Source organism: Rhizobium sp. AN5, assembly GCF_900215255.1.
In the GTDB taxonomy this organism is placed as follows: domain Bacteria; phylum Pseudomonadota; class Alphaproteobacteria; order Rhizobiales; family Rhizobiaceae; genus Agrobacterium; species Agrobacterium tumefaciens.
Map to the genome: position 1 here is coordinate 1,542,306 of NZ_OCMJ01000003.1, position 13,724 is coordinate 1,556,029.

At 59.8% G+C, this 13,724-nt stretch carries 10 protein-coding genes; 5 read left to right on the forward strand and 5 right to left on the reverse strand.

What is annotated here, in order from left to right:
* Positions 1-23: 23 nt before the first annotated feature.
* Positions 24-728: a hypothetical protein gene (locus CRP02_RS10510; RefSeq protein ID WP_097171022.1), complete on the forward strand. Its 705-nt coding sequence runs from the start codon at positions 24-26 to the stop codon at positions 726-728.
* 44 nt (positions 729-772) lie between these two features.
* On the opposite strand, the gene lysS is transcribed toward CRP02_RS10510, so the two are convergent.
* From lysS to CRP02_RS10540, 5 genes are all read right to left on the reverse strand, one after another.
* On the reverse strand, positions 773-2,272 hold the full coding sequence (gene lysS / locus CRP02_RS10515) for a lysine--tRNA ligase (RefSeq protein WP_080864540.1): 1,500 nt from the start codon (positions 2,270-2,272) through the stop codon (positions 773-775).
* 211 nt (positions 2,273-2,483) lie between these two features.
* Positions 2,484-3,941: a glutamate--tRNA ligase gene (gene gltX / locus CRP02_RS10525; protein WP_097171323.1), complete on the reverse strand. Its 1,458-nt coding sequence runs from the start codon at positions 3,939-3,941 to the stop codon at positions 2,484-2,486.
* A gap of 212 nt (positions 3,942-4,153) precedes the next feature.
* Positions 4,154-5,926 carry an SLC13 family permease gene (locus tag CRP02_RS10530; protein ID WP_097171024.1) on the reverse strand — a complete coding sequence of 591 codons (1,773 nt, stop codon included), beginning with the start codon at positions 5,924-5,926 and terminating at the stop codon, positions 4,154-4,156.
* A 237-nt stretch (positions 5,927-6,163) separates the two neighbouring features.
* Positions 6,164-6,922 carry a TerC family protein gene (locus CRP02_RS10535; RefSeq protein WP_003516210.1) on the reverse strand — a complete coding sequence of 253 codons (759 nt, stop codon included), beginning with the start codon at positions 6,920-6,922 and terminating at the stop codon, positions 6,164-6,166.
* A 182-nt stretch (positions 6,923-7,104) separates the two neighbouring features.
* Positions 7,105-7,791 (reverse strand): TetR/AcrR family transcriptional regulator, encoded by a 687-nt coding sequence (locus tag CRP02_RS10540; protein WP_003516212.1) that lies wholly within the window; start codon positions 7,789-7,791, stop codon positions 7,105-7,107.
* Positions 7,792-7,952: 161 nt separating this feature from the next.
* Between CRP02_RS10540 and CRP02_RS10545 the strand changes: the two genes are divergently transcribed.
* The 4 genes from CRP02_RS10545 to xylB all read left to right on the forward strand — a co-directional run bounded on the left by CRP02_RS10545 (position 7,953) and on the right by xylB (position 13,662).
* Positions 7,953-9,155, forward strand: a complete 1,203-nt coding sequence (locus CRP02_RS10545) for an HlyD family secretion protein (RefSeq protein ID WP_097171025.1) — start codon at positions 7,953-7,955, stop codon at positions 9,153-9,155.
* 30 nt (positions 9,156-9,185) lie between these two features.
* Complete coding sequence (locus CRP02_RS10550) at positions 9,186-10,769, forward strand: DHA2 family efflux MFS transporter permease subunit (RefSeq protein ID WP_097171026.1); 1,584 nt, start codon at positions 9,186-9,188, stop codon at positions 10,767-10,769.
* A 368-nt stretch (positions 10,770-11,137) separates the two neighbouring features.
* A complete protein-coding gene (locus CRP02_RS10555) occupies positions 11,138-12,160 on the forward strand; it encodes a LacI family DNA-binding transcriptional regulator (protein WP_097171027.1) in 1,023 nt (340 codons plus the stop codon).
* A gap of 47 nt (positions 12,161-12,207) precedes the next feature.
* A complete protein-coding gene (gene xylB, locus CRP02_RS10560; RefSeq protein ID WP_097099502.1) occupies positions 12,208-13,662 on the forward strand; it encodes a xylulokinase in 1,455 nt (484 codons plus the stop codon).
* Positions 13,663-13,724 lie beyond the last annotated feature (62 nt).

Here is a 13,724-nt window from a genome sequence, read left to right on the forward strand (position 1 = left end):
TTTAACAGCGGTGGTCGAAGATCATGGACCCTATCGAACAGAACCTCGTTAACTGGAAAGAATCGCTTTTCGCAAGCATTCCTGTTGGTGGATTGCTGTCTCGCAACTCGGTTGTCTACAAATGGAAAGCAGCTTTCCGAATATGGATGCTCAGAGAAGCCATCTTTTGGCGATTGAGCGACCTAATGACACAGTCCTATGCGTTGCATAAGCAGGGACATGGTTTGGGTGCGCGTATCTTGTTGCGGAGTGGGTTGGAGACCCTCGCGACGCTAATTTACTTAAACCAACTCATGCAAGATGTACTTGAGCGGAAGTTAGATTTTCACGCATTCGGAGAGAAAACGGCCGTTTTGTTGCTTGGGTCGCGGAATAACGCCGATATGCCATATTCGCTAAACATCGTTACAGTTCTGAGTAAATGTGACAAGCGTTACCCTGGAATAATGGCGCTGTATGCCGACCTTTCCGAAAGCTCCCACCCAAGCTACGAAGGGCTCTGTATGGGGTATTCCAAGATTGACCATGAGGAATACGAAGCACATTTCTCTAATCGGTGGATGGAGATATTTGGCAGCAGGCACCTACGGCCGATGGAACTGTGCATGGAAATATTCCAACACGAATATAACGACGTATGGTCTAGTCTGATGGAAAAACTGGAGGACTGGATTGAGGCGAACGACGCGGAGCTCGAGGCGACGAAAAATTCTACGGATGGTGCTTAAGGGCGGCCGACCGACCGCCCAGTTTTGGCATGTACCCTATACGCTCAGTCCGCCTTGTTGCGGCGGGCCGGGAAGAGGATGACGTCTCGGATCGAGGGGGCGTTGGTCAGGAGCATGATCAGGCGATCGACACCGATGCCGAGGCCGCCGGCGGGTGGCATGCCCTGGTCGATGGCGTCGAGGAATTCGTCGTCCAGTTGCTTGTCCTTTTCACCGCGGGCATGGGCCTGCTCAAGCTGCTCCACCATGCGGCGGCGCTGCTCTTCGGGATCGTTGAGTTCGGAGAAGGCATTGCCCACTTCCCAGGCGTTGCAATAGCTCTCAAAACGCTCAACGAGGCGCGGTTCGCCCGGCACTTCCTTGGCGAAGGGCGAGATATCCTTCGGGAAATGCGTGACGTGGCTCGGCTGGATAAGCGTACCTTCGACCTTCTCTTCGAAAATGAAGGCAAGGCATTCACCCCAGGTCCAGTCCTTCTCGACGGCGAAACCGGCAGCCTTGGCGGCGGCGCGGGCTTCCTCGTCAGTCTTGATTGCAAGGAAGTCGATGCCGGTCGCTTCCTTCACCGCATCAGGCATGGGCACGCGCTTGAATGGACCCTTGAAGGAAATTGTCTGGCCCTGGAATTCCACCTCGGTCGTGCCGTGGAGGGCAATCGCCAGCGTCTCGAACAGCCGTTCCACGAGGCCCATGATGTCTTCGTAGTCGGCATAGGCCCAATAGCACTCCATCATGGTGAATTCAGGATTGTGCCGGGTGGAGACGCCTTCGTTGCGGAAGTTGCGGTTGATTTCGAACACCTTGTCGGAAAGGCCTGATACCAGCGTGCGCTTCAGGAACAGTTCCGGCGCGATGCGCAGATACATGTCCATCTTCAACGTATTGTGGAAGGTCTTGAACGGATCAGCCGTCGCACCGCCATAGACGGTCTGCAGCATCGGCGTTTCCACTTCGAGGAAGCCTTCGGCCTCCATGAAGCGACGGATGCCGGACAGGATCTTGGAGCGCTGCAGGAAGCGCAGCTTGGAGTCCTCGTTCGCGAGAATATCGAGATGGCGCTTGCGGTAACGCAGCTCGATATCGGAGACACCGTGCCATTTTTCCGGCATCGGCAGCAGCGACTTGGTGAGCATGGTGATTTCTTCGGCGTTGATCGTCAGCTCGCCGCGCTTGGTGCGGCGCACCTTGCCGGTTACGCCGATGATGTCGCCAATGTCGATCATCGGCAGAAGATTGCGCGCCGTTTCCGGCGTCGTATCTTTGTGAGAGAAGATCTGCACCTTGCCCGAGGCATCATGGATATCCATGAACATGCCGGAATTGCGCGACGAATAAACGCGGCCCGCCACCGTTACCGTGTCGCCGGTTTCCGTGTCCGGTTCGATATCGGCATATTTTTCCGCCAGCTCCGCATTGGTCAGCGTGCGATGGAAATGCGCCGGATAGACATCGCCGATCTGCTCGCGCAGCAGCGCAAGTTTCTGGCGGCGCACTTCGGTGGCGTCGGAGGAAAGGGCGGTGGTTTCGGTCTTGGTGTCGGTCATGTTTTTTGCCTTTAGCGGGCTTGTTCGTTGCGGTTACCCCCCTCTGCCCTGCCGGGCATCTCCCCCACAAGGGGGGAGATCGACAAGCGGCTGGCACCTTGCCCATGGAACGAGCGGGTTCAGCATCTGATCTCCCCCCTTGTGGGGGAGATGCCCGGCAGGGCAGAGGGGGGTATTCTAGGATGCTGCCGTAGCGGTCAGCATTAAATTATCAGCTTCCGCTGCCAACCATCGTGGCCACAACGGCAATAGCGACCTTCAGGCGCTGGCGCACCACGGAGCGGCCGAGTAGCGCCATGGAGTCAAACAGCGGCAGCGAGCGCGAGGAACCGGAGACGGCGACGAAGAGCGGCGGGGTGACGACGCGCAGTTTCTTGCCCGTGCGTTCGGCAATGTCGCGCAGCTCGGCCTCGATGGCTTCAACGTTCCAATCAGGCATTTTTTCCAGATCGGTGGCAACCGTGGTGAGGATTTCGTGGATTTCCTCGGGCTTGCTTTTGAGACCGGTAAAGGAGGCGGGCGTCAGGCCAACGTCGCTCGAAAGCAGGAAGCCGGCAAGGTTTGGCAATTCGCCGAGCTTGGAAATGCGGCTCTGGGCAAGCTTCAGGCCTTCGGTCAGGCGTGAATTTTCCAACGCCCATTCCAGCGTGCGGGCAATGAAGTCCTCAGGCGTGAGCTTTTCGCGCAGCCAGCGGCCGTTCAGCCAATCCAACTTCTGGATATCGAAGATGGCGCCGGCCTTGGAAAGTGCTTCCGGATCAAACTTCGCAGCCAGCTCTTCCATGGTCAGCAGCTCTTCGCCTTCGGCGATCTGGATGAAGAACAGGCCGAGGAAGTTCATCAGCGCTTCCGGCAGGTAGCCGAGCGCGGAATAATAGGAGATCGACGTCGGGTTCTTGCGCTTGGAAAGCTTCGATTTGTCGGCGTTGCGCATCAGCGACAGATGCATGAATGTCGGCTGGTCCCAGCCGAAATAACGGTAAAGCAGGATGTGCTTGGGCACTGAAGCCAGCCACTCTTCGCCGCGCGCCACATGGGTGATCTTCATCAGATGGTCGTCGATGACGTTTGCCATGTGATAGGTCGGCATGCCGTCGGCCTTGATCAGCACCTGCATGTCAACCGAATCCCAGGGGATCGAGACATCGCCGTAAACGCCGTCATGGAAATCGCACGAACCTTCGGTCGGGATTTTCATGCGCACGACGTTGGCTTCGCCGGCGGCGACGCGGGTGGTCACTTCTTCAGCCTTCAGGTGGAGGCAGAGCCCGTCATATTTCGGCGGCTTGCCAGCGGCGCGCTGCGCTTCGCGCATCTGCTCAAGCCGCTCGGGCGTGCAGAAACAACGGAAGGCATGGCCTTTTTCCAGCAATTCTTCGGCATATGGCCAGTACATCGGCTTGCGCTCGGACTGGCGGTAGGGACCGTAGGGGCCACCAACGTCAGGGCCTTCCGACCAGGTGAGGCCGGTCCAGCGCAGCGCCTCCAGAACCTTCTGCTCATATTCCAGCGTCGAGCGGGTGGCGTCGGTATCCTCGATGCGCAGGATGAACTCGCCGCCGTGTTTCTTGGCGAAGAGATAGTTGAACAGCGCGATGTAAGCGGTGCCGACATGCGGCTCGCCGGTGGGGGAAGGTGCGATGCGGACGCGAACGCCGGAAGTGGTCATGAAATTCACTCGTCGTGACGGGGTGGTGACATCGGGGCGGCTTCACCCTTCTATCACGAAGTTTTCGTTTGAATGCGGCGGGAAAGGGTGCGGAAAGGCGTGTTGAACGCACTTTTGCATATTTCCGTTCGGCATCGGCTTAGGCCATATTATGCCGCAGGCGTCAAGGAAATATGGCGCTTGCGATGTCTTCGCCCGGACGTAAACCGCCCCTAATTCACCGGCCAGACATAAAGCAGCATCGGAATGCTGGCAATGACGATCATGATCGACAGCGGCAGTCCAAGGCGCGGATAATCGCTGAAACGATAACCGCCCGGACCCATGACTAGCGTGTTGCACTGGTGGCCGATGGGCGTGAGGAAATCGCAGCCGGCGCCGATCGCCACCGCCATCAGAAAGGCCTCCGGCCGAAAGCCGAGCGTGGTGGCGAAACCGGCGGCGATGGGCGCCATGACCAGCACGGTTGCAGCATTGTTGAGGAAGGGCGTTACCGCCATGGCGGTCAAGAGGATCATGCCGAGTGCTGCGAAGGGCGGCAGTCCTTGTGCGGCATGGCCGAGCCAGGCGGCGATCAGCTCGCTGGCGCCGCTGGTGCGCAGACTGTCGCTGACGGGAATGAGGGCGGCGAGCATGACGAGGATCGGCCCGTCGATCGATTTATAGACTTCGGTCAGCGGTATCGCGCCGACGACGATCATCAGGAAGGCGGCGGCGAAAAAGGCGACGGATACCGGCACCAGCCCGCTGCCGGCGGCAATCATGGCCGCGGCAAGCACGATGACGGGCAAAAGCGCCCGACGCTGCACCCCAAGCAGGATTTCCCGCTGCGCCAGGGGCAGCAGCGAAAATTCCTGCAATACCTGTGGCAGGTTCTTGCGGCTGCCCTGCAGGAGAATGACGTCGCCCGCCTGCAAGGTCAGGTCGGAGAGCCGCTGGCTGACGCGCTGGCCGCGACGGCTGACTGCAATCAGATTGACGCCGCGGGTGTAGGATAGCGCCAGTTCGCGCGCGGAAATCCCGTTGAGAACGGATTCGTTGCTGATAACCGCTTCCATGGAAATAAGGTCGGCGGTCTTCTGGCCGTTTTCGGTGAGCGGCTTGCCTGACAGCAGCAGCTTGGCCTGCGAGACGATACGGTCGAGGCCTTCCGGGTTGCCTTCGAGAAGAATGGTGTCGCCCGGCTTAAGATTGACATCGGGGAAGGGGGAGATACGCCGGGGTCCGCGCAGGATCGTGCTGGCGATTACGTCGCCATCCGCCTGTTTCAACAGCTCCCGCAGCGGCTTGTCGGCGTAGGTGCTGTCGGCGGGAAGCGTTGCTTCGGCGGTATAGGCCGACTGGTCCAGAATATCCTCCACCGATGCCTGCTGGCGGTTGCGCACCGGCAGCAGCCGGTAACCGAAGGTCAGGAAGATGATGCCGATCACGGTCAGCCCGGCACCCACCGGGGTGAAATCGAACATCGAGAAGCTGTGCCCGGTCATTTCCTCACGCAGCCTGGAAACGACGATATTGGGCGAGGTGCCGATCTGCGTCATGAGTCCGCCCAGGAGGGCGGCGAAGGCCATGGGCATCAGATAATAGGAAACAGGGCTGCCGGATTTGCGGGCGAACTGGAAAGCAACCGGCATCATGATGGCAAGCGCGCCGATGTTCTTGATGAAGGCCGACATGATGGCGACAACGATCATCAGAAACGCCAGTTGCAGGGTTTTGGAGTGCATATCCGGGAAATATTTCTTGATCGTCATATCGACGACCCCTGAACGCGCCACGGCCGAACTGACGATCAGCGCACTGCCGACGATGATGACGATATCGTCCGAGAAACCGGAGAAAGCCCTGTCGAAAGGCACAACCCCAACCGCGACCGCCACCAGCAACGCGCTGCATGCGACCACATCATAGCGGAACCTGTCCCATATGAACGCGACCATCATGCCGGCGATCACGGTAAAGGCGAGGATCTGGTCGGTCGTCATGCTTGCTTATGCTTTCGAAGGAGAGACGGTGGGACGGACTCTTCCGGTAGGGATGTCGAAGAACGCGAGGCGGGGCATGCGGTTCCGACTGGCCGGCGCTTTCCACACGTTCGCGTCATACCGGCCTTGAGCCGGTATCCAGCCGCCGCGCGGCGGCGCGGCGGGAAGTGTCCCTTCAGCCCAAGGGCTTGGGCGGAAGGGATGCCGGATCAGGTCCGGCATGACGGGTGAGGGCAATCAGTGCGGTTTGGCCGCCTGTGCTTTCTTGCGCTGTCTGGCGTTACGCGCCAGCATGTTGAGCAGTTCCACCAGCGCCGAAAACGCCATGGCGGCATAGACATAGCCCTTGGGAACATGGAAGCCCATGCCTTCGGCGATCAGGGTCGTGCCGATCATCATCAGGAAGGCGAGTGCCAGCATGACGATGGTGGGGTTGCGCTCAATGAAGTTGGCGAGCGGCGTTGCGGCGAGCAGCATCACGGCAACGGCAAAGATCACGGCCACGATCATGATCGGCAGATGCGGTGTCATGCCAACCGCGGTGATGATGCTGTCCACAGAGAACACGAGGTCGAGCAGCAGGATCTGGCCGATGGCGGCGCCGAAATTCATCGCAACCGGGCCGCCTACCATGTCTTCCTTGTGATCTTCAGGATCGACATTGTGGTGGATTTCCTTGGTGGCCTTCCACATCAGGAAGAGACCGCCGGCGATGAGGATCATGTCCTTCCACGAGAAGGCGTGGCCGAAGATTTCGAAGACCGGCGTGGTGAGCTGCACGATCCAGGCCACAGTGCCGAGAAGGCCGAGACGCATGATCAAGGCAAGCCCGATGCCGATCTTGCGGGCTTTTTCGCGCTGTTCAGGCGGAAGCTTGTTGGTGAGAATCGAGATGAAGATCAGGTTGTCGATGCCAAGCACGACCTCCATGACGATCAGGGTGACCAGCGCCACCCAGGCAGCGGGGTCGGACAGAAGAGGGAGAACGGACTCCATCAGGGAATTTTTCCTTTCAGCAACAAGGCCACCCGAAACATTCGGTTCGTGGAATTTATAGCGCAATACGCGAGAAACAAGGAGACCGCGCCTGTGATAGGCAAGATTTCATCGAAATTTCGCGCAAACCGCGTATCAGGCCCCGTGCCGTTGCCGGTCCGGTCGCCCGTTGCTGAATGATTTCAGGCCTTGTCGGTTCCGTAAGCCGCCATGAACACCATGATGGCGCTGTCGATCACCCGGTCCAGCTCCTCTTCGGGAACCGGGCCTTCGAGTTCTCCGAACAGGCGCAGCTTGAAGAAAGTGCCCGTGGAAAGCTCGATATATTGCCGGGCGGCAAGTTCGACGTCATCGACCTTGAGATGGCCGAGCGAGACCTGATGCTCGATGAAATCCTGAAGAACGGTGCGCACGTTGTTGGGTGCTGCGATGAAGAAACGCTGCGCCAGCTTCGGCATGCGGTCGATGACGCCGATCACCGAGCGCATGGCCGGTATCATTTCGGAGCAGATCATCTTGTTGGCGAAAGCCTTGCCGAACTGTTTCAGGCCGTCACGCACCTCTTCGGTGCCGGCCAGAATGTTGCGCATGGAGGTCGCGAATTCCTGCCGGTGATGATCGACAAGGGCGGCGAACAGGTCTTCCTTGTTGGAGAAATAGACATAGATCGTTCCCTTGGAAACGCCCGCTTCCCGCGTGATGTCGTTCATGCTGGCGGCATCGAAGCCCTTGCGCTTGAACACGCGCCAGGCGCCGGCAACAATCTGCTCACGCTTGGCCGGGTCTTCGCCCGCAGCAAAACGCCCGGCGGGGTTTCCCGGACAGCCCGTTTCGGTTTCCGTCTCCATATCCATGTCTTCACCTGCCATCGTTACCGGTTCCTAGCACTGCAATGGCGTAAAAAAAATTAACCGAACGTCGAACCAATCAGTTCGATTACACTTGATATGTGTCAGGAAAGGGATTATGTCAATCGAACCGAACGGTTCAGTTCGAAAAAACTTTCTTCAATTTATCACGGTACAATCTCATGTCGGCCCAGAAGAATAGCGCGGTTCGCGCCGTCAACGATGCGGAAGAGGCGGACGTTTCCGCCAAGGCCGAGACCTCTCCGGCAAAGCCGGTGGAGGCCCCGCCGCAACAGCCGCCACAGACAATTGCCGCACCGAAGAAGAAGCGTTCGCCGCTTCTGCCGATCTTTGCGATCGCCCTTCTCGCCGGCGCCGGCTGGTACGGTTATAACTGGTGGATCGACGGTCGCTTCATGGTTTCGACGGATGACGCCTATATACAGGGTGATATCGCGGTCATCGCGCCCAAGGTTTCGGGTTACATCGCCAAGGTGAACGTTGTCGAAAACCAGGAAGTCAAGGCGGGTGATCCGCTGGTTACTCTGGATGACGGCGACTATCGCATCGCGCTTGAACAGGCCGACGCGCAGATCCGCACCGAGGAACTGTCGCTGAAGCGCATCGATGCGCAGATCATCGGCGGCGAGGCAGCGCAGGAACAGGCCGTTGCCCAGAAGGGCGCTCTGGATGCGGCCCTTCGCGGCGCGGAAATCACCCAGAAGCGCGCCACCGAATTGCAGGCGAAGGATGTCGGCACCGTTGCCGCTTCCGACAGCGCGCAGGTCGCGCTCGATCAGGCCAGGGCGAATGTCGTGGCCGGCGAGGCGGCGATCTCGTCCGCGAAAGCCAATGTCGAGCTTCTTCGCGCCCAGCGCGAGGAAGCCGAAAGCACCATCCGTTCGCTGCAGCTTTCCAAGGACAAGGCGGCACGCGATCTGGCCTTCACCGTGCTGAAAGCGCCCTATGACGGCGTCATCGGCAATCTGGCGGTGCAGACGGGCGATCTCGTCTCGGTCGGCAAGCGCCTTGCTTCGCTGGTGCCGTTGAACGAGCTTTATATCGACGCCAATTTCAAGGAAACGCAGCTGGCCCGTGTGGTGCCCGGTTCGAAGGTCCGCGTCCATGTGGATGCTTTCGACGACGAGACCATTGAAGGCACGGTGCAGTCGATCTCGCCCGGTTCCGGTTCGGTCTTCTCGATGCTGCCGCCGGAAAACGCCACGGGTAACTTCACCAAGGTCATCCAGCGCGTGCCGGTGCGTATCGTCTTCTCCAAGGAAGATCTCGCCAAGCACAATCTGCGTGCGGGCCTGAGCGTCGTCGTCGATGTGGATACCCGCACGGCGCCGGAAAACACGAAAACGGCGCACGTTAACCCATAGGCCAACCAGGGCGTCGTTGAGGGCAAGATCATGGCGGCTACGGTTGTCGGCACAGGCGGGGTATCTGTCCCCGTCGATCCACCCATGGACAAGCGCAGGCTAATCGCGTTCTTCGCGATGGTCTTCGGCATGTTCATGTCCATTCTCGATATTCAGATCGTCTCCGCCTCGCTTGCGGAAATCCAGGCAGGTCTCGGGGCGGGCTCCGACGAGATCGCCTGGGTGCAGACATCCTATCTGATCGCAGAAGTCATCATGATCCCGCTCTCGGGCACGCTGGCGCGCATCCTGTCCACGCGCGTGCTGTTTGCCACCTGTGCCGCCGGCTTCACCCTGTCGAGCGCGCTCTGCGCCACCGCGACCAATATCGACCAGATGATCGTCTACCGGGCGATCCAGGGCTTTATCGGCGGCGGCATGATCCCGTCGGTCTTTGCGGCCGCCTTCACCATTTTCCCGCCCTCCAAGCGTTCGGTCGTCTCGCCTATCATCGGTCTCGTCGCCACGCTTGCACCCACCATCGGTCCCACGGTCGGCGGTTATCTTTCCAATGCCTTCTCCTGGCACTGGCTGTTCCTCGTCAACATCATTCCCGGCATCATCGTCACCATCCTGACATGGAGCCTGATCGATTTCGACAAGCCTGAAACCTCGCTCTGGAAGAAGTTCGACTGGTGGGGGCTGATCTCAATGGCGGTCTTCCTCGGCTCTCTGGAATACGTGCTGGAAGAGGGCAACAACAAGGACTGGTTCAACGACGAGCATATCGTCATCGGTTCGGTGGCCATGGTCATCGGTGCGGTGGTGTTCTTCTGGCGTGCCTTCAAGGTGGACTTCCCCGTCGTGGACATCCGCGCCTTTGCGGACCGAAATTTCTCCATCGGCTCGCTGTTTTCCTTTGTGATGGGCATAGGGCTTTACGGGCTGACCTATCTCTACCCGCTCTATCTCGGCCGGGTGCGCGGTTACGATGCGCTGATGATCGGCGAGACCATGTTCGTTTCCGGTCTTGCCATGTTCTTCACCGCGCCGATTGCCGGCAAGGTGTCCACCAAGCTCGATCCGCGCATCATGATGGCCATCGGCTTCATCAGCTTCGGTTGCGGCACGTGGATCATGACCTCCGTGACGACCGACTGGGATTTCTACGAGCTGCTGATCCCGCAGATCCTGCGCGGTTTCGGACTGATGATGTGCATGGTGCCGATCAACAACATCGCGCTCGGCACGCTTCCGCCCGCGCGCATCCGCAATGCCTCGGGCCTGTTCAACCTCACCCGCAACCTCGGCGGCGCGGTTGGCCTTGCCGTCATCAACACCTTGCTGTCGCAGCGCACCGACGATCATTATGTGCGGCTGGCGGAACATGTCAGCTATTCCAATCCGCAGGCGCTGGAGTGGCTGAACAATGTCGGCGCGAACTATGATTCCTACGGGCTGGACGGTGCTTCCGTCGCGATCAAGAAGCTGGTCGGCATGGTCTCGCAGCAGGCGTGGATACTCGCCTTTGCGGATGTGTTCTTCGCGCTGACGCTGCTGTTCGGCAGCCTGATCTTCATGACCGTGCTGATCCAGAAACCCAAGGCAGCGCCGCCACCAGACGCGGCGCACTGAACAAAATCCCCTCCCATCCACCGCAGAGCTGGGGCCGTCGGAAATGACGGCCCCTTTTTTGTCTGGTTCGCGATACCATTCCGTCATGCCGTCCTTGAGCCGATATCCAGCCAGCCCAAGTCCTTGGCCCAAGGCTAAAATGACGGAAGTTGTTGGTCAGCCCCGATAATCTGCAGCCTGTTGATTTTATTGACGTGTCTAAATCCTTGGGAAAAGCCCAAGGGTGACGACGGGCAAAGGCGCACACCCGCAGTTCAAAGATGGAAATAGAGTGAAATCATTGTCTTGCTGAAAATGTGAGGTACGTACATCATTTTTCGGTTTACGACGGCAGCAAAGCTGGATATTCAAATGGCACGGGAGGAAACATGAAGCCGACAGTTCACGATATCGCCGAGCGGGCGGGTGTCAGCCTTGCCACCATAGACCGGGTGCTGAACATGCGCCCCGGCGTTCACGCCGCTACTCGAGCGCGGGTAGAGGCGGCGATTGCCGAGCTTGGTTATGTGCGCGATATCGCTGCCGCCAATTTGGCCAAGGGTCGCAATTATTCACTGGTCTTCATCCTTCCCGGAAACGACAATTCCTTCATGGCGACGCTGAGAGCCGAAGTTCGTGCCGCAGCCGCCCGTGCCCATCTGGAGCGCACGGCGATCCGCGTTATCGAAGTGCCGCCCTTCAATGCCGCGGCACTGACAGAGGCGCTGGAAGTCGCGCGGCGGGAAAAGCCGTCGGGCGTCGCTTTCGTCGCGACCGATTCTGAGGATGTTGCCGAAGCAGCAGACCGGCTGACCGAAGATGGCATCGCCACCGTCACGCTGGTTTCCGATCTCTCCGGTTCGCGCCGCGACCATTATGCCGGTGTCGACAACGTTGCGGCCGGGCGCACGGCGGCAAGCCTCATGGGGCGCTTCCTGTCCGGTCGCGGCGGCGATATTGCTGTCGTTGCCGGCTCGATGCTGGTGCGCGACCATCGCGAACGCCTCGACGGGTTCCGCTCCGTCATCGAAAGCGAATTTCCGGACCTGCGACTATTGCCGGTCCTCGAAGGCCGGGACGATCCCGTCACCGTCGAGGCGCTGGTCACCAAGGCGCTTGCGAGCGACGCGCTGTCCGGCATCTACAGTCTCGGCGCCGGTAATCGCGGCCTCATCCGGGCGCTCAGAGCATCATCAGGCGAAAGGTCGCCATCCGTCATCGCCCATGAGCTCACCGAAAACACGGCCAATGCGCTGCGGGAAGGGGTGCTCGATGCCGTACTCAACCAGGATGCAGGGCATGAGGTGCGCAGCGCCATCCGCGTGTTGAAAGCGCGCGCCGATGGTCTGGCTGTCATCGCCGCGCAGGAGCGTATCCGCATCGACATATTCCTCAGGGACAATCTGCCCTGAGACAAGCCTGCTGAAGTGGCGCAAGGAGCGCCGGAATGGAGAATTACATGTATCTCGGTCTCGATCTTGGAACATCAGGTGTCAAAGCCCTGCTGATGGACGGCGATCAGAAGATCGTCGGCTCGGCCAACGGCTCGCTGGAGGTCTCGCGTCCGCATCACGGCTGGTCGGAACAGGACCCGGCAGACTGGATTGCCGCAACGAAAACTGCAGTCGAAGGTCTGAAGCAGAAATTTGCGAAGGAACTCGCTGCCGTGAAAGGTATCGGTCTTTCCGGCCAGATGCATGGCGCGACGCTGATAGACGCCAGCGGCAATGTCCTGCGGCCGTGCATTCTGTGGAACGACACGCGCTCCTATGCCGAGGCTGGCGAACTCGATGCCGATCCGCGCTTCCGCAAGATCACCGGCAACATCGTATTCCCCGGTTTTACCGCACCGAAACTGGCCTGGGTGGCGACGAACGAACCTGAAATCTTCGCGAAGGTGGCCAAGGTACTGCTGCCGAAGGATTACCTGCGACTGTGGCTGACGGGTGAATATATCTCCGAAATGTCGGATTCCGCCGGCACCTCCTGGCTCGATACCGGTGCGCGCAAATGGTCTACCGATCTTCTGGCGGCGACCGGCCTTGAGGAAAAACACATGCCGTCGCTGGTCGAAGGCACCGAGGAGGCAGGTGTGCTGCGTGCCGAGCTCGCCTCGCAATGGGGCATTGCGGGCAAGGCCGTGGTGGCCGGCGGTGCGGGTGACAATGCCGCTTCCGCCTGCGGCATGGGCACGGTGAAAGAGGGCCACGCCTTCGTTTCGCTCGGCACTTCCGGCGTGTTGTTTGCCGCCAACGCCTCCTATCTGCCGAAGCCGGAAAGCGCCGTACACGCGTTCTGCCACGCGCTTCCCAACACATGGCACCAGATGGGCGTCATCCTGTCCGCTACCGATGCACTCAACTGGTATTCGCGCCTCACCGGCAAGTCCGCAGCCGAACTGACGGGTGAACTGGGCGACGAGCTTCTGGCGCCGAGCGGCGTCACTTTCGCACCCTATCTTTCCGGCGAGCGCACGCCGCATAACGATGCCGCCATTCGCGGCTCTTTCATTGGCCTTTCGCATGAAAGTGACCGCAAGGCGCTGACGCAGGCCGTGCTGGAAGGCGTGACTTTCGCTATCCGTGACAATCTCGAAGCGCTGAAGTCGGCCGGTACCTCCATTTCCCGCGTCACCGCCATCGGCGGCGGTTCGCGCTCGGCCTATTGGCTGGCCTCGATCGCGACTTCGCTCGGTGTGCCCGTGGATATTCCCGCGGAGGGCGATTTCGGCGCCGCTTTCGGCGCCGCCCGCCTCGGTCTCATCGCTGCAACAGGTGCAGATCCGGTTGCAGTCTGCACGCAGCCTGAAACGGCGCGGACGATCGAGCCGGTGGTGGCGCTTGGCGATGCTTATGAGGAGGCCTACCAGCGGTATCACGCGCTTTATCCGGCGATCAGGGGGCTTTCGCGGTGAGGCTCCGCACTCGCGGCTTACCCCCCTCTGCCCTGCCGGACATCTCCCCCACAAGGAGGGAG